Consider the following 22217-nt stretch of genomic DNA (forward strand, 5'->3'; position numbering starts at 1 on the left):
AAGTATATTAGCATATTTGCCTATATTTGAAGTTCAATCTCTTAAAACAATAAAATGATCACAGCTGTTGCCTCCCGTATTGAAGTCATGAAATGGATGGAAGATTTCGTTCAAGAAAAAATGAACGAATTCCTTAAGTCTGTTGAAGACAGCTGGCAGCCTGCCGACCTGCTGCCCGACTCCCGCATGGATAATTTCTTTGAAGAAATCCGTGGCCTGCGCGAGCGTGCCCGTGAGCTCTCCTATGATTTGATAGCTGTGCTTATCGGGGATACCATCACCGAAGAGGCCTTGCCTACTTACGAAAGCTGGCTGATGACCATCAAAGACCTGCCGCAGAATGAGGAAAGCCCCTGGATGAAGTGGAACCGCGCCTGGACGGCCGAAGAGAACCGCCACGGTGACCTGCTCAACCGCTACCTATACCTGTCTGGCCGCGTGAACATGCGTGAAATGGAGGCTTCCACGCAGTACCTCATCGCTGACGGCTTTGACCTGCAGACCGATAACGATCCGTACCGCGCCTTTGTGTATACCAGTTTTCAGGAGACAGCTACCAACCTGTCGCACCGCCGCGTGGCCCAAATCGCCAAAAAGCAGGGAGACGGTATGCTGGCGAAACTGTGTGGCTATGTAGCTTCTGATGAGGCACGCCACGCCAAAGCGTATAAGGCTTTCGTGAGCAAGATATTCGAAGCAGACCCCAACGAGATGATGCTGGCCTTTGAGGACATGATGCGCAAGAAAATCGTGATGCCGGCCCACTACATGCGTGAGTTAGGTGTGGACATGGGCAAGACCTTTGGTCACTTCACAGATGCTGCCCAGCGTATCAACGTATACACCGCCCTCGACTACACCGACATCCTGGATGACCTGGTGAAGGAGTGGAAAATAGAGGCCGTATCCGGACTGAACGAAGCCGGCGAGCGCGCCCGTGACTACTTAGTGGCCCTGCCTACGCGCCTGAAGCGTGTGGCTGAGCGCATGAAAGCGCCGCAACTGGAGTACAAATTCCGCTGGATTGACTAATCCCTGAGCGATACCCATAAAAGAGGCGGGGCCTGTCAGTTTGCTGACAGGCCCCGCCTCTTTTATGGGTATTATACCTAATCCTGGAGCTCCACCACATCAGTAAAGGCTATGTAGTTTCGTACCTCCTTCGCCTTGTCCTCCGGGTCAGGGTAGTACCAGGCGGCATCCAGCTCCACCTTGCCGTTCACCTTCACATGGTAGTAAGAGGCCTCGCCCTTGCCCGGATAGGTGTTGTGCTTGCGGCTCTCTTCCAGAAACTCCTGTTTCACATTGTTGGGCGGAAAGTAATGATGGCCATCCAGTTTGATGGTTCGGTCGCTGTCGGCTATCACCATGTTATTGAAAATCGCTTTCATAGTCTTTTATAGATTTAGTGTCTGTATATACCTACTCTGTCGCACACCCTAGGGTTGCTATACCTTGGTTGCTGGCTAAAGCACGTATAAGATAAGGTTGCGCAAGAACATTGCAGGGCGCAGCGTTGTTGAAGTATAAATCATTCGTTAGTACACATGGCTTTAGGATATAGATTCGCAGAGTACGTTCCCCCAGAGGACGATAAGCAGGGCTTCGAGTCGCTGCTGAAGATTTTCCTGCAGCTGGTCATGATTACGTCCGGCGATGTGGCCGAGGCGCTCTCGTGGCTCAGCTCGCTGGACAAGCAGTACGGCCTCACCAACGACGAGTACGGTATAGGCGATTTCATCGAGGACCTCAAAAAGAAAGGTTACATTGATGAGAATCCGCAAGAGAACGGCAGCCTGCAGCTCACGGCCAAAAGCGAGCAGAACATACGCCGGAGCGCGCTGGAGGAGATTTTTGGCAAGCTTAAGAAAGGCGGCAAAGGCAGCCACGCCACACGCCAGACAGGTATAGGCGATGAGCCCAGCACCGACCGCCGCGAGTACCGCTTCGGCGATGCGCTGGAGCAGATTTCCATGACCGACTCCATCCGCAACGCCCAAATCAACCACGGCCTTTCAGACTTCCGGCTCACCGAGCAGGACCTGGAGATTACCGAGACGGAGCACAAGACGCAGTCCTCTACCGTGCTGATGATTGACATTTCGCACTCCATGATACTCTATGGCGAGGACCGTATCACACCGGCCAAGAAAGTGGCGATGGCACTGGCAGAACTGGTGAAGCAGAAATACCCCAAGGATACGCTGGACGTGATTGTGTTTGGCAACGACGCCTGGCAGATAGAAATCAAGGACTTGCCCTACCTGGAGGTGGGCCCCTACCACACCAATACGGTGGCCGGGCTGGAGTTGGCCATGGACATCCTGCGCAAGCGCAAAACACCCAACAAGCAGATTTTCATGATTACGGACGGCAAACCCACTTGCCTCAAGGAAGGGCTGCACTACTACAAAAACAGCTTCGGGCTGGACCGCAAGGTGGTGAACAAGACGCTGAACCTGGCCGCGCAGTGCCGCCGCATCAAGATTCCCATCACCACGTTCATGATTGCGTCTGACCCATACCTGCAGCAATTCGTAGACGAGTTTACGAAAGTGAACAACGGACAGGCCTATTACAGCAGCCTGAAGGGCCTGGGCCACCTGGTGTTCCGTGACTACGGCCGCAACCGGAAAAAGAGCTTTTAAGATTTGAAGATTAGGGGAGGGGTAATTCCAAGCCTAAAACGATATTGATTTAACTGACAGTTAACTGCTAGTTGTTAACTGTTTACTGATAACTGTTACATGAACTACAGAGATATTCCATCCGAAAACTTACTGAAGATAAAAACGCTCGGGCAGCTGCGCGCCGCCGGCTACGAACCACAGACGGTGAAGCAGGAGCTTCGCCACAACCTGATTAAGAAGCTGCAGCAAAAGGAGGAGGTGTTTCCAGGTATATGGGGCTACGAAGAGACCGTGGTGCCCGACCTGCAACGCGCCATCTTAGCCATGCACCACATCAACCTGCTGGGTCTGCGCGGGCAGGCCAAGACCCGTATCGCCCGTCTGATGGTGGACCTGCTGGATGAGTACATACCTGTGGTGCAGGGCGCGGAGCTGAACGATGACCCCCTACAGCCGCTCTCACGCTACGCCAAGGATTTGGTGCACGAGCACGGCGACGACACCCCCATCGGCTGGATGCACCGTTCCGACAGGTATACTGAGAAACTAGCCACGCCCGATGTATCGGTGGCTGACCTCATAGGTGATGCGGACCCCATCAAAGCGGCTACGCTCAAGCTGCCTTACTCCGATGAACGGGTAATCCACTTCGGACTGATTCCGCGTTCACACCGGGGCATTTTCGTCATCAACGAGCTGCCCGATTTGCAGGCGCGCATCCAAGTGGCGCTGTTCAACATCCTGCAGGAAGGTGACATCCAGATTCGCGGTTTCAAGGTGCGCCTTCCGCTCGACATTCAGTTCGTGTTCACGGCCAACCCCGAGGACTATACCAACCGCGGCTCCATCGTGACGCCGCTCAAAGACCGTATCGACTCACAGATTATCACGCACTATCCCAAGAGCATCGAGATTGGTAAGAAAATCACGCGGCAGGAGGCGCACATCAAGGAGGAGCAGGAGCAACTGGTCACCTATAACGACATTATCAGCGACCTGATAGAGCAAGTGGCCTTTGAGGCGCGGGAAAGCGAATACGTGGACCCTAAGAGCGGTGTGTCGGCACGCCTTACCATTTCCGCTTTCGAGAACCTGCTGAGCGCGGCGGAGCGCCGGGCGCTTTTGAACGGGGAGAAGGCGACGTATGTGCGGGTGGCGGATTTCCTGAATACCATACCTGCCGTCACGGGCAAGGTGGAATTGGTGTACGAAGGCGAGCAGGAGGGAGCCGGCCATGTGGCGCAGGTGCTCATGGGCAAAGCCATCCGGACGCAGTTCCTCAAGTACTTCCCAGACCCGGATAAAGCCAAAAAGAACAAAGCGACACCAAACCCTTACAAGAAGGTGACCGACTGGTTTGGCGAAGGCAACACGCTCGACATCTTAAACGATGCCCCTGCGGCTGCCTACAAAAAAGCGCTGCAGCAGGTGCCGGGCCTAGCCGAATTGGTGGAGAAGTACCAGCCAAAGGCCGAGGACAAGGAAAAACTGTTTCTGATGGAGTTTGCCCTGCATGGCCTGGCCGAGCACAGCCAGCTCAGCAAAAACCGCCTCAGCTCCGGCCTGCAGTTCAAAGACCTGCTCAGTGGTATGTTCTCCATGCCCAGCTTTGGCGAAGAAGAGGAGGATGAAGACGACTTTTAAGAGTTAGAGAGTTTGGGAGTTTGAGAGTTAAAAAAAGCAGAGGTACATGGGTTGTGCCTCTGCTTTTTTGTTGGGGTCTGGAGCAACTGGAGTGGCTATACCTATACCTGCTCTTGCCTTTCCTGCACACCCGTCTGTTATTCCCTTCTTTACCTGTCATTCCGACGAAAGGAGGAATCTGGGACCATCACTTCCTCCGGTTCGAGCGCAGCGGTAACCGGAGGAAGTGATGGTCCCAGCTTGCACCTGGTATTCCCCACTGTTTCCCTCCGCACCGCCCACAGAAAAGCCGCATCGGCGATGGCGCTGGATGTGCGGCCCGAAGCGTACCAGATTTCTCCTTTCGTCGAAATGACAATAGAGTGTGCAGGTATAGCAGGGTCCCCTTCGGATGGGGCAGTGGGATGTATAGGTATAACGCGGAACCAGAGAGCGATTCACTGCCTATACCATACGTCGCTTCTCACAAAAAAGCCCGGCTATACCTGTTCTGTGCACCATACAGGTATAGCCGGGCTTTAGGAATTTGCCGATATCAAGGGTATATCATCAGGAACACGAAAGCGAACAGATTCACCAAGAGTACCACGCCGTAGACTATATTCGTCTTGCCACCGCTCAGCGACAGCATCACCGTGAAAACGGATAATCCCAACAGGATGATGGATTTGATGTCCAGCCCCAGAATGATGTTCATGTCATACATAATACATACTACTGCCACACTCGGAATTGTCAGGCCTATACTCGCCAGAGCCGAACCTAGCGATAGGTTTATACTCGTCTGGAGTCTGTTGTTTCTGGCCGCGATGATGGCGGCAATCGCCTCGGGTAAAAGAATGATGGCCGCAATGACGATACCTACCAATGTTTTGGGAAGGTTGTAGCCCGTGATGATGCTTTCTATGGTGGGAGAGAGCGTTTTTGCCAGCAGCACGACTATACCTAGACAGACAATGAGCAGCAGCAAGCTTGTGACAAACAACCTATTGCTGATAATGAGGGGTTGCGCTTTTTCTTCGTCTTCATCTTTGCCAATCGTCAGGAAATATTGCCGGTGCCTCCTAGTTTGTGCGAACAGGAAGCAGGAGTAAATAACCAGGCAGGCGATGGAGGCAAAAATGAGTTGGGGCGTTGAATAGTAGGACCCTGAGACGCTCTCGGTGAAGGTGGGAAACACCAACGTAAAGACGACAATGGAAATTAGCGAGACCAGGGCGATGGTGACAGAAGGCTTGGAAAAATCCTGTTCGTAATGCTTCAGGCTTCCAATCAACAGGCAGAGCCCGACTATGCCGTTCAGGATGAGCATGGTGGCGGCATACACGGTGTCCCTGGCCAGTGAGGCAGCCGCCTGCCCTTCCGTCATCATCAGGGAAACAATGATGGAGACCTCTATAACTGTTATCGATATGGCCAGGATGATGGTGCCATACGGTTCGCCCACCCTCTCCGCGATGACTTCGGAATGATGCACGGCTGACATCACACTGAAAATGAGCAGGATACTCGCTGCAACCTGAAAGATACTGCTGTCATTTATAAGTCCCGAAAAAAACAGCATCCAGGCAAGGATAGGGATGATGATTGTCCACTGAAGGAATAGTCGCATTAGGTCAATTTGATGAGTAGTCGCAAGTTAAGGTTTTAAACCCGTTCCTGTAGCAGGTTATGGATAACGTGTTTGGTTGAACATTGTCATATATACTGTCTGGGTGCGGCTAATATCCTTTTTTATTGTCAACTCAAGATAGATTTGAAATAGGGTATCTCCCAAAAAGGCATGTATTCAGTCCAATTGAAGAAGAAGGAGAAAAAGATATGGATGATTGGCGCAGATAAAAAACTCAGGAGTAGGTACAAAGCAGTTTTTCTACCGTTCATCTTCAAGACTAGCGGAGGCAACAGGACATTCATCAACATGGGAACGGGGTAATAGACCCACCATTCTAACCCGAAGTTTGCGCCATATTTTCCGAACAGCATCCCGATGACTACAACAACGATGGAAAGCCCGAAGATAGAATTAGAATACAGGTTTTTATAGAAATTCTTTTTCCCTAAAACCACCCATATAACCATGTGAAACAATACCAGCGAAGCAATTATCATCAAAGGGAAACGCTGTAAGAAAGTATCTTCTGCTAATTGCATCTTATGCTGATTGGATGATTGAGTTTTATAACGGACTTGGCTAAGGCACGCTCTAGTGTGCTTTAGGTGTGGTTGGTAATTTATTACCTGATGATGTACCCTACCTTTAGGCCCATAGATACATGCGGTCGGTAGAATACTCCTTCATTTCGGTCGATGGGAGGAAACCAAACATCCCTTTCTTCAAAATACTCATACTCTACTAAGCCAATAGGTTGGTGCGCTATAGAAAGTCATCGTACCCCTATGCCAATGAAATGGTCGAATACAAAATTGCTGACTTTGACCTCTAGCCCGTATTTCATACTTGCAACCCATACTGTCCTCTTTATATTCGAAAAGTCATACCTGTAGTATGAATTATTTGTAATCAGATAATCACTCTCTTTTACATATTTCTGCGGGAAATACATTCCCTCCACTGATAGGTATGGAAAAGCGACAGATGCGTTTTTCCGAATGAAGTATTTTAACTCAGCTTTCGTTTTAGAATACCTGTGATTCTTCCTTTCGTTTTTACCGTCTGTTATAATATTTCGGAAAGTCTGCATTTTGAACCCATGGTCTAAAGACAATGCGAATCGTTGATGTATGTGCTTGTGGGCACCAATTTGTAGAACGCCTGTAATTGGGTCGAAAAAATTATAGGGAGCAATGTGAAAACGTATTCTTTCTTCTACGCCCTGACCAAAAGCACTGCTGCTCATCAATAAAAAAATGAGCAGGACAAGTGGGAGTGCTTTGTTTTTCATTGCTCATAATTTTACCAACTACCGTACAAACGCCATTATGACGTTTACCCATCATTTAAGCGGGACGGAAGCCAGTTATCCATCATCCTCCGGCCCTTCCCCTAAATATACCAAATATTCTATAAACTTCCCCTGCTCAAACAGCACCTTCCTCAGCAACCCGAAGGTATAATTCACAGTAGCCTCTGCTATGGAACATCCTATATCCGTTTGGCCCATCATCGGGCTCGGCTTGATTCACCTGCTGGGGAGCCGGCTGGCTTTTTTAGGAGGCTTGCCCCGGAGCATCTGGCTGTCGGGGGCGGGCGGCGCCTCTGTGGCCTATGTTTTCCTGCACCTGTTCCCGGAACTGGGGGCGGGGCAGCAGCACATAGAGGAGGTGCACGGCACCATGGGCTTTCTGCAGCACCATGTCTACCTGATGGCGCTGGTGGGGCTGGCGGTTTTCTATGGGCTGGAGCGGGTGGCCATCGTGTCGAGGCGGGAGAAACGAGTGAAAGGTATGGAGGACAAGCCGGCCGAAGGCATCTTCTGGGTGCACATCGGCTCGTTCGCCATCTACAACGGCCTGATTGGCTACATCCTGTACCAGCGGGAGCAGGGGCCGCTGCAGGAGATGCTGCTCTTCTCCGTGGCCATGGCGCTGCATTTCATCATCAACGACTATGGCCTGCAGGAGCACCACCGCAACATATACCGGCACTTTGGCCGCTGGATTCTGGTGGCGGCACTGCTATTGGGCTGGGGATTGGGTTTTGTTGTAGAGTTACCTGCTTCTGTTGTAATATTACTCATGGCGTTTGTGGGAGGCGGCGTGGTGCTGAACGTGCTGAAGGAGGAGCTGCCCGAAGAGCGTGAAAGCCGCTACTGGGCCTTCGCGTTGGGAGCGGGCGCCTATTCCATCCTACTGCTGTCGCTCTGAATCTATACCTACCCAAACAAGGCCGGCAGCTGCTGCAGCAAGGTATAGCCGCCCATCCAGGCCATCACCAGCACCACCAGTAGGCCAAAAACGGTCAGCCACAGCGGGTGTTGGTAATCCTTTACAATCTTTGCCCTGTGGGCAGCAAGCAGAATGGTGCCCAGCGTGATGGGCAGGATAAGTCCGTTGAGCGCCCCCGCCAGTATGAGCAGTTGCACCGGGCGCCCAATGGTCACAAAGATGAGGGTAGAAATCGCGATGAAGCCAATGATGACCCAGTTCTCGTACCGCTCAATGCTTTTGTGGAAGGACCTGAGGAAGGAGACCGAGGTATAGGCCGAGCCGACGACAGACGTAACAGCCGCCGAGACCATCACGATGCCAAACAGTTTATAGCCTACGTTGCCTGCCGCCAACTGAAACACAGAGGCCGGCGGGTTGCTCTCGTCCAGCGCCAGCCCCTTGCTGACCACTCCCAGGGCCGCCAGGAAAAGAAAGATGCGGATGATGGAGGCAACCGTTATACCTGACACGGCACTGGTCGTCACCTGGGGCAGCGCGGCCTCGCCCTTCACACCAGCATCCAAAAGGCGGTGGCCGCCCGCAAACGTGATGTAGCCGCCCACCGTGCCGCCCACCAGCGTGATGATGGCAATGATGTCGATTTCATCGGGGACAAAGCTCTTCACCAGCGCTTCGCCTACTGGGGGAGCGCTGGTGACGGCGACGTACACGATAAGCAGAATCATGAGCAGGCCCATGAACTGGGCGAAGAGGTCCATCGCCTTTTTCGCTTCGCGCACCAGAAAGATGCCAATGGAAATGGCCGCCGCGATGACAGCCCCCGCCTCCGGCGATACGCCGAACAGCACATTGAACCCAAGCCCCGCACCCCCCACGTTGCCGATATTGAAGGCAAAACCACCCAGCACAATCAACACCGCAATGAACAGCCCCAACCCAGGCAGCACCATATTGGCAATGTCCTGCGCCCGCTTCTCCGACACGGCAATCACACGCCACACATTCAGCTGCACGCCAACGTCCAAGACGACGGAGGCCAGAATCACAAACCCGAAGCTCGCGCCAAGCGATTGGGTGAAAACGGTGGTCTGGGTGAGGAAGCCGGGTCCGACCGCAGAAGTGGCCATCAGAAAAGCCGCCCCGAGGAGCACGCTCCAGTTCCGCTGCTGCTTCATCGGCTCTTAGGAGTTTTAGCAGCAAGTGTAATGCCCTCCTGCTGGAGCACCTCCCGGATGTGGCGCGCAAACGCCAGCGCGTGCGGTCCGTCGCCGTGCAGGCACACGGTGTCGGCTTGTATAGCCACGTCCTGGCCCTGCTGTGACTTCACTTTGCCTTCTTTGACCATACGCACCACCTGCTGTGCGGCCTGTTCCTGATTGGTGATGAGCGCGTCGGGCTGGCGGCGGGAGGTGAGGGTGCCATTCTGCTGGTAGGTCCGGTCCGCGAATACTTCATGGGCCGTTTGTATACCTAATTTCATACCTGCCTTTACCAATTCGCTACCGGCCAGGCCGTAGAGTATGGCATTGGGTTTCACTTTGTAGACCGCCTCCGCTATGGCTGTTGCCAAGGCGCTGTTGGTGGCGGCCATGTTATAGAGGGCGCCGTGAGGTTTCACGTGGTGCAGCAAGCCGCCTTCTGCCTGCACAAAAGCCATCAGGGCTCCTATCTGGTAAACCACCATATCAAAAGCCTCTGCCGGTGAGACAGCCATCTCGCGACGGCCGAAGCCTACCAGGTCGGGTAGTCCGGGATGCGCGCCAATGGCCACGTTGTGCTGCAGGCACAGCTGTACGGTCTTCCGCATCACGCTGGGGTCACCGGCATGGAAGCCGCAGGCGATGTTGGCAGATGTCACGAAGGGTAAAATCTGCTCGTCGTTTCCCATGTAGTAGGCACCGAAGCTCTCGCCCAGGTCGCAGTTCAAGTCAACAGTAAAGGGTGTGCTCATAGGTGGTTTTTCAGTTGAATGGCCCGCTCCAGCTGCGCGATGTGCTGTTCCTGCCGGACGTAGAGTTGCTGTGCCTCCTCCAGCGTCACTTCCACCAAGTCTATCGTCTGACCGGGCACAACCTGAGCCAAGATAGGCAAATCGGCTGAAATCACCTGTGCAATGCGTGGGTAGCCGCCGGTGGTCTGGTGGTCGGCCATCAGCACGATGGGCTGCCCCTCAGGCGGCACCTGCACCGTGCCGAAGGTGACGGCGCTGGAGATGAGGTCGCTGTGCTCGGCCAGGGAGATGGTCACTCCCTGCAGCCGGTAGCCCATGCGGTCAGACTGCGGTGATACCTGGAACCGTTCCGACCAAATCAAAGCTTTGCTACTCTCAGAGAAGAGTTCGTATTCAGCCCCTCTGATGGCGCGAAGCGTGGGGTTGGGGTGGTAGTTGGGGTATAGCTGCGGGTCCGGCGTCCAGTTGGTGTAGGTATAGGTGCCGTTGCTAAACGTGGTAGCCGGTTCCCGGAGCAGGGCTATACCTGTTGGTGTGATGCCCGTGCAGGGGATACGGTCTCCGGCTTTGAGCGCACGACCTTCCAGTCCACCGATTCCAGCCCGCAGGGAGGTGCTGTAGCTTCCCATGACGGCAGGTATGGCAAAGCCGCCCGACACAGCTAGGTAGGTTCGGCAGCCGCTCTTCGGCTCACCAAAGGCCAATGTGCTTCCTTCCTTCACGTAAAGGGTGCGCCATTGCTTCAGCGGCTCGCCATCCAACGTAGGTGAGAGGTCGGCTCCGGTAAGTGCGATGAGGTGGTCCTGGCTAAAACGGATGGTGGGGCCTGCCAGTGTTATCTCTAAGGATGCCTGGTTTTGGGCATTGCCCACCAGCAGGTTGGCCACTCGCAGTGCGAAGGTATCCATGGCGCCCCCCACCATGATGCCTTCCCGCTGATAGCCATACCGGCCCCTGTCCTGCACCGTGGTGAGCAGCCCCGGCTTCAGTATCTCAAGACTCATCTTCCAGCTCCTTTCTCTGCTGAAATTCTTCTTCGGAAATAGGCACAAAACGAACCTGGTCACCGGCCTGCAGCAGGCTGGGATGCGCACGGTTGGGGTCAAACAAGGTGAGCGGGGTGCGGCCAATCAGCTGCCATCCGCCGGGCGTCTCAATTGGGTATATCCCCGTCTGGTTACCGCCTATACCTACAGAGCCGGCAGGTATGTGCGGACGAGGTGTGTCTTTGCGAGGTGTGGCGATTTTCTTGCTCAGGCCGCCCATGTACGGGAATCCGGGGGCGAAGCCAATCATGTAGACCAAGTATTTGCTGCGGGCATGACAGGCGATTACCTCCTGTGGTTTGAGTTTGTTCCGCCGTGCCACATATTCCAAATCCGGACCGAAGTGGCCTCCGTAGCAGACAGGTATCTCTACTACCCGGGGTTTGGGCTTTTTCCGGCTTTCGCGTGCCAACTGAAGCATGCGCTGCAGCTGCTCCGTCAGGCGGGCATAGGGGTTGTAGAGGCCTTTTTCGCTCACCACCCATGGGTCGTAGTAGACGGTAACGGTGGTAAAGGCCGGCACCTGCTCCACCAGCCCAGGGAAAGGATGGCGGTCGAGGTAGGCGCTGAAGATGCGCACCTTGTTGTGGGTGTCCGAATCAATGCTGTCCCCAAACTGCACGGTGATGGCTGCATCGCCCAGCGGGTACAGCTGGAATAAGCGCATGTCCTCTTGCTTCATACCTGAACCTCCCTTTTTAAGCTGCTCTGCGGCAGCCACTGGTCTAACCAAGGTACATAAAAAAACACAAGAGCGTTGCCATTGGCTCTTGTGTTTCTTGCAGTACTGCTGAAATCGCAGGTATGGTCTTTAGTTGAGGCCGGCGTCTTCCATCACAGGCGGATGCAGCTGCCCTTCGGAGCGGGCCACCACCATGGCGACGGTCGCATCGCCGGTGATGTTCACCGTGGTACGGAGCATATCGAGTAGACGGTCGGGTGCCAGAATGAGGGCTATACCTTCTATGGGTATACCTGCCTGTTGCAGCACAATCACGAGCATCACCACACCGGCACCGGGCACGGCGGCCGCACCAATCGAGGCAAGCGTGGCCGTGAGCACAATGCCTGCCTGCGTGGCCCACGAGAGGTCCATGCCATAGGCCTGGGCGATGAACACCGCGGCCACGGACTGGTACAGGCTGGTGCCGTCCATGTTGATGGTGGCGCCCAGGGGCAGCACGAAGCTGGTGATTTCACGGTTGATGCCCAGGTTCTCCTCGCAGCGCTCCATGGTCACGGGTAGCGTGGCGGCACTCGAGGAGGTGGAAAGTGCCAGCATCTGGGCTGGGAATATGCCTTTGAAAAAGGTCTTGTAGCTCGTCTTTCCTACCGTGGTCACCAGAATCGGGTATACGACGAACATCATAATAGCCAGGCCGGCAATCACAACGATGCAGTAGTAGCCCAGCACAACGAGTAACTCTACGGCAGAGGCGGGATTATCACCGGCGAACTCCACCACCAGGCCCGCCAACAGGGCGAATACGCCGTAAGGGGCGGCCATCATGATGATGTCGACCATCTTGAGTATAATCAGGTTGACCCCATCGAAAAAGGAAGTGACAGGGCTTGACTTTTCACTGGGTATGAGGATAAGGGCGATGCCGAAGAGCAGGGCGAAGAAGATGACCTGCAGCATGCTGCTGTTATCGGTCATGGCCCCGAACACGTTGTCTGGCACAATGTCGATGAGCGCCTGCAGAGGACCTTGTTGTTTCACTTCCTCGGCGTCGGTGGAGCGTTCAGAGGCGGTGGCGGCGAACTGGGCTTTGAACTCCTCCCGCTTCTCCGGAGAAAAGGCCTTGCCCGGCTCCACTATGTTCACGATAACAAGCCCGAGTACCACGGCTATCACGGTTGTCATCAGGTATAGGCCGATGGTCTTGGTGCCGATGCGCGAAAGCTTGCTGATATCGCTCAGACTGGCCACGCCCGTAATGAGCGACACAAGCACGAGCGGCACGGCAATGAGTTTGAGCAGGTTGATAAAAATGGTGCCGAAAGGCTTAATCCAATCTGCAGTGAATTCGATGAGGCCGACAGAGCTTGCGAAAAATCCCCAGGCTATGCCCAGTGCCATGCCTATCAGGATTTGCCAGTGTAGAGCTAGTTTCTTCATAAATAGGTTGGTGGCAGGAAGCGCACAGAAAGGCCTGCCGTAAGGTGGAAAAGGTTCAGAAATACGTGGCTATACGCATGGGGCTGGCTTGTATGGATAGCAAAAAACGCTTGCCAGACCAGCCCATGTCAGGTAAAAATATGCATAAATCCTTTAGGAACCGACCCTATATTAGAATTAGTAAATCCATTACCCCTAAACATGCTATTCAGGGAGCGTACAAAAAAAGGCTGCACGGTGGGTGCAGCCTTATGAAATTTTAACAACGGTCCGACTATTCTTCGTGCACCACTATCTTCTCGATTCTGTCATTGGCTCTGATGGAGTCAATCACGTCCACGCCCTCTACCACCTTGCCGAAGCAGGTATGGTTGCGGTCGAGGTGAGCGGTGTTCTTGCGGCTGTGCACGATAAAGAACTGGGAGCCACCGGTGTTGCGGCCCGCATGCGCCATGCTCAGCACGCCACGGTCATGGTACTGGTTCTCGCCGGTCAGTTCGCAGTCTATCTTGTAGCCAGGGCCTCCTGTGCCTGGTACACCTTTGGCGCCTTCGCGTGTGTTCGGGCAGCCACCCTGAATCACGAAGTCCGGAATAACGCGGTGGAAGGTAAGCCCGTCGTAAAAGCCTTTCTTGGCCAGGTCTATGAAGTTCTGGACCGTTTTAGGCGCGTCTTTTTCATAGAATTCTACTTTCATCACCCCTTTGGCGGTATGGATTTCAGCGGTTCTCATAATTTTATCGGTTTGTATGTAAAAACACTTTGCCTACAAAAGTACGGAAAATATGGTTCGGGGGCCAAGACAGGGCAGGATTGTGGTTGTTACAAGGGCTGCGCCACATTTTGCAAAAACTTGTGGCGCTTAAAAACAGTAATTGTACTAATACACGCAATTAACATCACGTACTTATAAACGACACGATAAGATGAAAGCTAAAAACATATTTTTCACCGGACTCGCGCTGATGGGCCTCTCTTTGATGAGCTGCGCCGACCACGAGGAGTCGAGCCAGAGCGAAGGCAGCACAGAGTATATCGACGAGGACAAGGCAGCTCGCAACATGGCTCCCCCGTCGCATGTAGACCAGAAAAATGACGCCGAGCCCGTGGGCGGGGGCAGGGTAGGAGACGATACCATGACGCCTTCGCGCAACATTGTGGAGAACGCCACCAACAACCAGAACATGGTGACGTTTGTGTCGATGCTCAAAAGCGCCGACATGGTAGGCACCCTCAACGGAACAGGTCCCTATACCTTGTTCGCCCCGAATGAGGCCGCTTTCAAGGCCTTGCCAGGCGGCAGGCTAGAAGATTTGATGAAAGACGAGAACCGGCAGCAGCTGGAGCAGCTCCTGAACAACCACCTGGTAGCCGGCAAACTGGCAATAGCCGACCTGCAGGACGGCGCCATGCTCAAAACGGTGTCAGGGCAGCAACTGAAGGTCTCTAAGAAGGACGGGCAAGTGATGGTAAACGGCGCTTTGATTGAAGAGCCTGATTTGATGAGCAGCAATGGCGTGCTCCACGGCATCAACAAGGTCTTGATGCCAGCACAGTAGCAAGCAGCTAAAAAAAATAGAAAGAGCAGCCGGTAGGTATACCAGCTGCTCTTTGGTTTAGAAAGGGTTTGTCGCCCAAACAGCCAACTCTGGTATAAAGCCCCGGTCGTCCAGTTCCAGCGCCCCTTTGATGGCGCAAGCTATCTCGTGGCCACGCAACTTGTTAGGTTGGCTATCGCGTTCCTCCCGGTCCTGGCGGCCAAAGGCGGTGGTCACCTCACTTGGGTTGAGGAGCATGACGCGCACGTTGTACCTGCGCAGCTCCGCCTGCCAGCACTGTGTCATGCCGCGCAGCGCAAATTTGGAGGAAGCGTATACCGTTCCGCCTTCATAGCCCTTGGTGGCTGCCGTAGAGCCGATGTTGATGATGTTGCCGTAGTTCTGTTTCTTAAAGATTTCTGCCGCCCGGGCGCCCATCATGGCAGCACCGAACACATTTACGCTATACACCTGCTGAAAGTCCTCATAGCGCACTTCCTCCAGCCGCCTAGAGATGCCTATACCTGCGTTGTTGATGAGGGCATCTAGCCGGCATACTTTTCCATAAAGGTCTGGAAGGTACGCTCGACATCCTCCGGGTTCGCTACATCGGCGGTGATGGGCAGAGCGCCTATTTCCTGGGCGGCTTTGTGGGTGCGCTTCTCGTCGCGGCCTGTGATGGCCACATTGGCGCCGTGTTCGATGAGCAGCTTGGCGGTAGCATACCCTATGCCCAGTGTGCCGCCCGTTATCAGGATGTTCGCGTTTTCAATTTTCATAGCTGTATAGAAGTGGTTTTATTTTCTGTAACGGGAAAAGGAGATGGTTGATTGTCGGGTTGTCGCGGCAGCTTAAGCTAGCTTGCTCGCTGCCTTTTTCCATAGCTTCGCCTGTGCGGCGGGCACCTACTTTTTCCTTGATGAAAATCGAGGGCCCCTACCCCCAAAGTAGGAAAAAAAATCAAGACGCTCCAAACTCACTGAACGCTCAGACAGTGGAGCACCGCAAAGTGCACCTGGCTGTTGTCGCTGCTCCGTAGCAGCGGTGGAGTCTCTCCCCTTGAGGGGAGTCAGAGGGGTGTTAAGGCTATACCTGCCAGTGGTCTGTAACAGCTACTACAACGGCTATACCTGAAGAGCAGCTGTGGCAGATAGTCCCCCTTTGAAGGGGGCAGGGGGATGTAATCGTTCCAAATTCCCCTCCTTGGATAAGGACGGACCAAGGGTGGCTGGGCTTGGCTTTTGCCTATACCTATACCTGTGTCTCTACCTTTATTTCCTTCCTTTTTCTGTCATTCCGGCGAAAGGAGGAATCTGCTACCACTACTAACGCTGGTTCGAGCGCAGTGGGAACCAGCGGTGAAAAATGCCAACCGATTCACACCCAGCACTTTCCTGTTCGTTCCTCAACGTCCTCAAAAAGGCCGCATCCGCGCTGGCGCTAGATGCTTGGCTAGTAAGGTGTGAGATTTCTCCTATCGTCGAAATGACAATGGAGTGTTTTGTCAATAGCGGGTGGAATGACAATAATGGCAGGTATAACAACTCGTGCAGGGGGGGGTAGGGGGATGACAGTTGTTTTCGACTCCCCTCCTGAGGTGAGGCCCATCATTGCAGCCTTCTAACTTCTCAACTCCCAAACTCTCTAACTCCCGAACTCCTGAATTCTCAAACTCCCCAACGCTTACTTCCTGTTATCGTCCCCCTGCAGGATGCTGAGGTAGCTTTCGTAGCGCGTGAGTGAGATGCCGTTGTGGCGCACGGCCTCTACCACGGCGCAGCCGGGCTCGTTGAAGTGGGTGCAGTTGTTGAAGCGGCATTGGTTCATGAGCGCGCGCATCTCGGGAAAGAAGTGGCCCAACTGCTGCTTGGGTATATCCACAATGCCTAGTTCCTTGATGCCAGGCGTATCGATGATGAAGGTATCCCCGTCAATCTCAAACATCTCGGCGAAGGTGGTGGTGTGCACGCCTTTGTCAGAGAAGCCGGAAATCTCGGATGTCTTCAGCTCCAGGTCGGGCACGATGAGGTTGATGAGCGTAGACTTGCCCACACCGGAGTGGCCCGAAAAGAGCGTGGTCTTGCCGTGCAGCAGGTTTTTGAGCTCCTCCATGCCTTCGTCGGTGTGAGCCGAAACAGCCATGCTTTTGTAGCCGATTTTCTCATACATGTAAGATATTTGCCGCTGGTACTCCTGCATTTCCTCGTCATAGAGGTCGGTCTTGTTGTACACCAGCACAGTAGGTATACCGTAGGCTTCGGCCGTCACCAGAAAGCGGTCAATAAACCCAAAAGAGGTGCGCGGCGACACCAGCGTAGCGATGAGCAATGCCTGGTCCAGGTTAGCGGCTATGATGTGGGCGTGCTCTGCCTTATGCGTTGATTTCCGGATGATGTAGTTCTCGCGGTCCTCGATTTTGTGAATGACGGCGGTGTCTTCGCCGGTGGTCTCCACGTCGAACTCCACGCGGTCGCCTACGGCGAGCGGGTTGCTCACCTTCAGGCCTTTGAGCTTGAACTTGCCGCGCAGGCGGGCCCGGTGCAGCTTGCCTGCCTCGTCACGTACCAGGTACCACGACCCTGTGGATTTTACAACGACTCCTTTCATGCGGTAGGGGTAAGCAGGTGTTTGATGTCTTTCATTATCTGGTCGGTTGCGCCTGCCTGTTCTTGTACGTATTGTTTTTCCCGGGTGGTTATACGGTGGTATAGCTCCGGCGATTGGTATACCTGCCCGAAGGCGGCCAGCAAGCCAGCCGCATCCTGCACCGGAAACGCACAGCCAAGCCGCACCAGATCCCGGGCCTCCTGGAACTTATCGAACTTCGGCCCGAAGAAAAGCGGCAACCCAAACACGGCGGCCTCCAGCGTATTGTGCAGGCCTTTTCCAAAGGCGCCGCCAATGTAAGCATAGGTGCCGTAGCTGTAAAGCGAAGACAGCATCCCGATGTTGTCAATCACCAGCACGCTATACCTGGCCATGTCCGCCGCATCGGCCTGCGAAAACCGAATCGCTCCTTCGCCCAGCTGCTGCATGAGTTGACTGATGCCGCTCTCGTGTATCTCGTGCGGCGCAATAATGAACTTGATATGTTGCCTGTACTGCTGTATGAGCGGCAGGAGCACGTCTATATCGGCGGGCCAGCTGCTGCCTATCATGAATACTGGCTGCTTCTGCGCAAACGTTTCCACCAAAGGTATAGCCTTCACGCTGGCGGCCGTCTGCAGCACCCGGTCGAAGCGGGTGTCGCCGGCGATGCTGGCCTGTGCTATACCTATACCTTGCAACAGCTGCAGCGAGGTCTGGTTCTGGGTATAGATGTGCGTGAAGCGGCGCAGCATGTCGCGGTAAAAATAGCCGTAGGGCTTGAAGAACACTTGGTCTGACCGGAAGATGGCCGATATGGACAACACAGGTATAGCGCGCTGCTGCAGCGCCTGCAGGTAGTAGTGCCAGAACTCATACTTCACGAACACGGCCAGCTTCGGCTGCACGATGTCGAGAAAACGGTTGGCGTTGGAGTGGCTGTCGAGTGGCAGGTAGAAGATGTAGTCGGCACCCGCGTAATTTTTGCGTATCTCGTAGCCCGAAGGCGAGAAGAAGGTCAGCACCACTTTATACCCCGGATACTCCTCCCGAAACGCCTCTATCACCGGTCGCCCTTGTTCAAATTCCCCCAGCGACGCGCAATGGAACCAGGCCACGGGAGCCGTGTTGCCCTGCAGCTGTTGCTGCATCCGGTCGAACTGATTTGAGCGCCCCTCGCGCATCAGCTTCGCCTTCTGGTGGAAGGGAGATGCCAAGGCAATAGCTGCCTGGTAGGCTTTCAGTCCGATGTCGTAGAGTAGTTTCAAGTATAATTTCTGGCTATGACCTTACAGAGGGAGCAGCTCTTGTGAGCGTCTTGGTGCTTTCACGCTGCAAATATAGGGTATTCTAAAGCGATAGTGGTAAGGGGGCTTTGCTTTGTGAGAGGGGAGGGAGGAATAACTTGTGGAGTTACTAGTATCTGCTATATTTGGTTGGATAAACAGTGGTAGTTACGTTTAGCCAACAGACGTTAGGAGCAAAAGCGTATGTTTACGCTTTAGTATAAGTTGTGAGTAAGCTACAAAACGTAGATTATGAAAGAAGAAGATTTAAATTACTTCTTATTTATAAAAATCGGTGAAGAAAAACATATTGATGCTTTACAGCGAAAAGGCCATTTTTACTGTACCACAATAAGGTATTTTCGAACTGTTGAGAATGATGGCTTAAGAGGAGATTTACATGAAGGGAAAGCATACCTAAAGCAGCTAAAGGATTTTAAAATCAGGCATCAAGGCAGAGTAATTGGTATAGCGCCAAATGCTCAACTCTACTACAACCATCCAGATGATATAGGAAATATCTTCTGCATATATGGAGTAAAAACAAAACTTATTAATCTTTCTATCAAAGCTATCCAGCGAGTAAGGATTGAAGAAGAAGCCGTTGGTTTCGGCAAGGCTGCTCTATTGATTTACAATCTACAAGAATTTGTTAACAGGATTGAAAAGTCTTTAAAGGAATTAGGTAAAGAATATAATATTTCACCAATTCATTACTACGATTCTAAAACTTATGAAGGAGAGTTAAGTCCATTTTTCAAAGATGACAGATACAGTTACCAAAACGAATTTAGATTGTGGATTCCAAATAAGGTAGAACACCCGTTTGAGTTTTATATTGGTGATATTAGTGATATAAGTCACAAAATACCTATTGCTGACATTGATAAGATTGATGTAAATGTTATAAAGCCAACCCTCAACAAAGTATAACAGTACTGTTTCGGCTTCGCCTCGATTGCCTTTTATACAAGCCGTTATAGACTCAAGAAGCACATAGGGATAAACAATTTTAATCCACCACCTTACCAATAAACCACACCCTTGGAAGGACTCTTCATCACCGCCATTGATTTAATCGGTACCTTTGCGTTTGCCATAAGCGGTATCAGGCTGTCTTCGGGTAAGAACATCGACTGGTTTGGGGCTTACATCATTGGGCTGGTCACGGCTACTGGCGGTGGCACCATCCGGGATTTGTTTCTCGGCGTGACGCCCTTCTGGATGCTGGACGGCAAGTATTTCCTGACCACGGGTGTCGCGCTTTTGGCGGCCTTGCTGTTCAAAGACAGAATACTCAGACTGGGGAGCGCCCTGTTTCTGTTCGACGCCATCGGGCTGGGGCTGTTCACGGTGGTGGGCATCAGCAAAAGCCTCGAGGCGCAGCTGCCTTTCTGGGTGGCGATTGTGATGGGGGCCGTCACGGGCTCGGTTGGAGGGCTTATCCGGGATGTGCTCCTAAACGAGGTGCCGCTGCTCTTGCGCCGGAACATCTATGCGCTGGCCTGCGTCATGGGTGGGCTTGTCTATTACCTGTGCACGCAGCTCCATTTCTCTACAAGCGTGACAGAACTGACAGCTGCTTTGGTGGTGATACTGGTGCGTATAGTAGCTGAAAAATTCAACATCCACCTGCCCGTGATGAGTCCCGTGAAGCAGGAAGACAAAGACCAACCCGACAGAATATAATCCAGCGTATGCCTAGCATCATCCGACCCATACAGCCAACGGACAACGCGCCACTGGCCGCCTTAATCCGGCAGGTTTTCCGCGAGTTTAAAATCGACAGGCCCGGCACCGTGTACACCGACCCGACCACCGATGCTTTGTACGAGCTGTTTCAGCAGCCTGCCAGCGCCTACTTCGTGGCCGAAGAGGATGGCAAGATAATAGGTGGCTGCGGCGTATACCCCACCGACGGCCTGCCAGCAGGTTGTGCGGAGCTGGTGAAATTTTACCTCTCCGCTGAAGCCAGGGGCAAGGGAATAGGCCAACAACTGATGCAGCAAAGTATAGCGGCCGCCCGCGAGCTCGGTTACAAACAGCTATACCTGGAGTCGTTCCCCGAACTGGCCAGAGCCGTTTCGATGTACGAGAAGGCCGGGTTCAGGCCTCTGCCGCATGCAATGGGCAACTCGGGCCACTTCGCCTGTACTATCTGGATGCTGAAAGACCTATAACCGCTGAGCAAACCTGACAAGCGGGCAACACGATTTACATCCCCTCAAACGAGCTTCTTCGACCACAGCGACAGGTATACCTTGGGTTCTGACTTTACTCCTGCACTAGGTATAGCCACGAATGGAGGCTCATGAAGCACTACAAAGCAGGTTTCTCTTCTTTTTTGCTTAGCCCTGCCGGCCGGTTTTCCGTAAACCCCATACCTGCCCCGGCAGGTATAGAGCAACTTAGTATGACGGAAAACAAGCAGAATGAGATAAAGGTGGCGGTCTTTGACCTGAACGGCACGTTTTACAACGACAGCTCCAAAGATGAGTTCTTCAAGTTCGTGAGCAAGAAAAAGCCTCGGAAAGTGGCCTACTACTTCCAGATGCTCTACTACAAGCTGCTCCTCAAGCTGAACCAAATCCGGCAGACTGAGTTCAAGGAGAACTTCTTCAACTACCTCGACAACCTGTCACCAGAGCAGGTGGAGGCTTACGCCCGTGAGTTCTGGCAGCAGGAGTACCCCGACAACTTCAACCAGGAGGTAAAAGAGCGCCTCGACAAACTGAAGCAGGAGGGAGTGCAGGTATACTGCGCCACAGGTGGTCTGGAGCTGTACGTGAATCCGCTGTTCGAGCTATACCCAATTGACGGAATCTTCGGCACCAAAGCCAACTATGTGGACAATACCTATCTGGTGGACGGCAAGGCCTGCAAGGCGGAGGAAAAGCTGAAGCGCCTGGACGAGCACTTCGGTGGCAAACGCTACAAAATAGTGGAGGCCTTCTCTGACAGCAAAGAAGAGATACTGGACGAGGCGCAAAAGGCCTGGCTGATAAAGGATGGAAAACTAAAGCGGTACAGGTAAGATAATCTTCGAAATCAGCCTGCGTCTCGGGCAGGTATAGGTGCCCGTCGGCACGCAGGTCACCTATACCTGCCCGGTGGCTGGTCATATAGGCCTGAGCCTTAGCTCAGGAACCCTTCCATACTCCGGAACACCGACACCATCGCCAACCCTTTCTCTGACAAGGTATATTCAATATGCAGCGGTTTCTCCTGCACTACGGTCTTCACCAGGATGTCCGCCTCCTCCATCTCCTTGAGCGCCGTCGCCACCGATTGCTTGTTGGAGCCCGGCAGCTGGCGCAGCAAACCGTTGAACCGCACCGGCCCATCCAGGGCCAGCCTGAAAATCTGCGGCTTCCATTTTCCGGACAACTGCTTTAGTATACCCTCGGCAGGGCAGCTCGCTTCCTCTTGTGGTAAATTGTTGGTAGTCATGTTTTTTTGACTAATTGACTCTTCAAAGGTTTAGCCCGACCTTTGTTAAAGTTGATTCAGCAAGGCCAGTCGACTGCTGGCTAACAGGCTGATTTAGATAATGTTTAACGCT

General features: G+C 53.3%; 23 protein-coding genes and 1 pseudogene. 10 read left to right on the plus strand and 14 right to left on the minus strand.

The genetic code is table 11. The features are described from left to right. The first annotated feature begins 54 nt into the window (after positions 1-54). Complete coding sequence (locus tag B051_RS0105385) at positions 55-1032, plus strand: acyl-ACP desaturase (RefSeq protein ID WP_018477161.1); 978 nt, start codon at positions 55-57, stop codon at positions 1030-1032. Between the two features lie 77 nt (positions 1033-1109). Here the strand turns inward: B051_RS0105385 and B051_RS0105390 are convergent, their stop codons facing one another. Then, on the minus strand, positions 1110-1391 hold the full coding sequence (locus tag B051_RS0105390) for a DUF427 domain-containing protein (RefSeq protein WP_018477162.1): 282 nt from the start codon (positions 1389-1391) through the stop codon (positions 1110-1112). Positions 1392-1547: 156 nt separating this feature from the next. Between B051_RS0105390 and B051_RS0105395 the strand changes: the two genes are divergently transcribed. The 3 genes from B051_RS0105395 (at position 1548) to B051_RS22385 (ending at position 4796) form a co-directional block, all read left to right on the plus strand. Continuing rightward, a complete protein-coding gene (locus B051_RS0105395) occupies positions 1548-2648 on the plus strand; it encodes a vWA domain-containing protein (protein WP_018477163.1) in 1101 nt (366 codons plus the stop codon). A gap of 99 nt (positions 2649-2747) precedes the next feature. Next, entirely contained in the window at positions 2748-4274 is a 1527-nt protein-coding gene (locus tag B051_RS0105400; protein ID WP_018477164.1) for a sigma 54-interacting transcriptional regulator, read from the plus strand. A 240-nt stretch (positions 4275-4514) separates the two neighbouring features. After that, complete coding sequence (locus B051_RS22385) at positions 4515-4796, plus strand: hypothetical protein (RefSeq protein WP_157578513.1); 282 nt, start codon at positions 4515-4517, stop codon at positions 4794-4796. Between the two features lie 13 nt (positions 4797-4809). Here B051_RS22385 and B051_RS0105405 read toward each other — a convergent pair whose 3' ends face one another. The 3 genes from B051_RS0105405 to B051_RS0105420 form a co-directional block, all read right to left on the minus strand. Next, the gene (locus tag B051_RS0105405; RefSeq protein ID WP_018477165.1) at positions 4810-5886 is read right to left on the minus strand and encodes a calcium:proton antiporter; all 1077 of its coding nucleotides are present in this window, start codon (positions 5884-5886) and stop codon (positions 4810-4812) included. A gap of 128 nt (positions 5887-6014) precedes the next feature. Beyond that, a complete protein-coding gene (locus B051_RS0105410) occupies positions 6015-6428 on the minus strand; it encodes a hypothetical protein (RefSeq protein WP_018477166.1) in 414 nt (137 codons plus the stop codon). Positions 6429-6661: 233 nt separating this feature from the next. Further along, positions 6662-7180: a hypothetical protein gene (locus B051_RS0105420; protein WP_018477168.1), complete on the minus strand. Its 519-nt coding sequence runs from the start codon at positions 7178-7180 to the stop codon at positions 6662-6664. 190 nt (positions 7181-7370) lie between these two features. Between B051_RS0105420 and B051_RS0105430 the strand changes: the two genes are divergently transcribed. Then, complete coding sequence (locus B051_RS0105430) at positions 7371-8102, plus strand: hypothetical protein (RefSeq protein ID WP_018477169.1); 732 nt, start codon at positions 7371-7373, stop codon at positions 8100-8102. Between the two features lie 8 nt (positions 8103-8110). On the opposite strand, the gene B051_RS0105435 is transcribed toward B051_RS0105430, so the two are convergent. The 6 genes from B051_RS0105435 to B051_RS0105460 all read right to left on the minus strand — a co-directional run bounded on the left by B051_RS0105435 (position 8111) and on the right by B051_RS0105460 (position 13978). After that, positions 8111-9301, minus strand: coding sequence for an NRAMP family divalent metal transporter (locus tag B051_RS0105435; RefSeq protein WP_018477170.1), 1191 nt, complete (start codon positions 9299-9301; stop codon positions 8111-8113). After that, positions 9298-10077: a 5-oxoprolinase subunit PxpA gene (gene pxpA / locus B051_RS0105440; RefSeq protein WP_018477171.1), complete on the minus strand. Its 780-nt coding sequence runs from the start codon at positions 10075-10077 to the stop codon at positions 9298-9300. The genes B051_RS0105435 and pxpA overlap by 4 nt, the downstream gene beginning before the upstream one ends. Beyond that, positions 10074-11081 (minus strand): 5-oxoprolinase subunit C family protein, encoded by a 1008-nt coding sequence (locus tag B051_RS0105445; protein ID WP_018477172.1) that lies wholly within the window; start codon positions 11079-11081, stop codon positions 10074-10076. Before B051_RS0105445 ends, pxpA begins: the two co-directional genes overlap by 4 nt. Continuing rightward, on the minus strand, positions 11071-11805 hold the full coding sequence (gene pxpB / locus B051_RS0105450) for a 5-oxoprolinase subunit PxpB (protein ID WP_026236207.1): 735 nt from the start codon (positions 11803-11805) through the stop codon (positions 11071-11073). The genes B051_RS0105445 and pxpB overlap by 11 nt, the downstream gene beginning before the upstream one ends. 129 nt (positions 11806-11934) lie before the next feature. Beyond that, on the minus strand, positions 11935-13245 hold the full coding sequence (locus B051_RS0105455; protein ID WP_033316650.1) for a dicarboxylate/amino acid:cation symporter: 1311 nt from the start codon (positions 13243-13245) through the stop codon (positions 11935-11937). Positions 13246-13519: 274 nt separating this feature from the next. Next, positions 13520-13978 (minus strand): peptidylprolyl isomerase, encoded by a 459-nt coding sequence (locus B051_RS0105460; protein WP_018477175.1) that lies wholly within the window; start codon positions 13976-13978, stop codon positions 13520-13522. Between the two features lie 193 nt (positions 13979-14171). Here B051_RS0105460 and B051_RS20930 point away from each other — a divergent pair, with 193 nt between their 5' ends. Next, positions 14172-14804, plus strand: coding sequence for a fasciclin domain-containing protein (locus tag B051_RS20930; RefSeq protein ID WP_018477176.1), 633 nt, complete (start codon positions 14172-14174; stop codon positions 14802-14804). Between the two features lie 57 nt (positions 14805-14861). On the opposite strand, the pseudogene B051_RS21815 reads toward B051_RS20930, so the two are convergent. From B051_RS21815 to B051_RS0105480, 3 genes and pseudogenes are all read right to left on the minus strand, one after another. Next, positions 14862-15562: pseudogene (locus tag B051_RS21815) on the minus strand (SDR family oxidoreductase). 904 nt (positions 15563-16466) lie between these two features. Next, positions 16467-17390, minus strand: a complete 924-nt coding sequence (gene rsgA, locus B051_RS0105475; protein ID WP_018477177.1) for a ribosome small subunit-dependent GTPase A — start codon at positions 17388-17390, stop codon at positions 16467-16469. Beyond that, positions 17387-18637, minus strand: a complete 1251-nt coding sequence (locus tag B051_RS0105480; protein WP_018477178.1) for a 3-deoxy-D-manno-octulosonic acid transferase — start codon at positions 18635-18637, stop codon at positions 17387-17389. Before B051_RS0105480 ends, rsgA begins: the two co-directional genes overlap by 4 nt. A 270-nt stretch (positions 18638-18907) precedes the next feature. Here B051_RS0105480 and B051_RS0105485 point away from each other — a divergent pair, with 270 nt between their 5' ends. From B051_RS0105485 to B051_RS0105500, 4 genes are all read left to right on the plus strand, one after another. Next, positions 18908-19588, plus strand: a complete 681-nt coding sequence (locus B051_RS0105485; RefSeq protein WP_018477179.1) for a hypothetical protein — start codon at positions 18908-18910, stop codon at positions 19586-19588. 111 nt (positions 19589-19699) lie between these two features. Then, a complete protein-coding gene (locus B051_RS0105490; RefSeq protein ID WP_018477180.1) occupies positions 19700-20344 on the plus strand; it encodes a trimeric intracellular cation channel family protein in 645 nt (214 codons plus the stop codon). 8 nt (positions 20345-20352) lie between these two features. Beyond that, the gene (locus tag B051_RS0105495) at positions 20353-20835 is read left to right on the plus strand and encodes a GNAT family N-acetyltransferase (protein WP_018477181.1); all 483 of its coding nucleotides are present in this window, start codon (positions 20353-20355) and stop codon (positions 20833-20835) included. Between the two features lie 131 nt (positions 20836-20966). Next, on the plus strand, positions 20967-21689 hold the full coding sequence (locus B051_RS0105500; RefSeq protein WP_018477182.1) for an HAD family hydrolase: 723 nt from the start codon (positions 20967-20969) through the stop codon (positions 21687-21689). Positions 21690-21790: 101 nt separating this feature from the next. Here the strand turns inward: B051_RS0105500 and B051_RS0105505 are convergent, their stop codons facing one another. Next, positions 21791-22105 (minus strand): winged helix-turn-helix transcriptional regulator, encoded by a 315-nt coding sequence (locus B051_RS0105505; protein ID WP_018477183.1) that lies wholly within the window; start codon positions 22103-22105, stop codon positions 21791-21793. Positions 22106-22217: the final 112 nt, after the last annotated feature.

It is taken from the genome of Pontibacter roseus DSM 17521 (genome assembly GCF_000373265.1).
In the GTDB taxonomy this organism is placed as follows: domain Bacteria; phylum Bacteroidota; class Bacteroidia; order Cytophagales; family Hymenobacteraceae; genus Pontibacter; species Pontibacter roseus.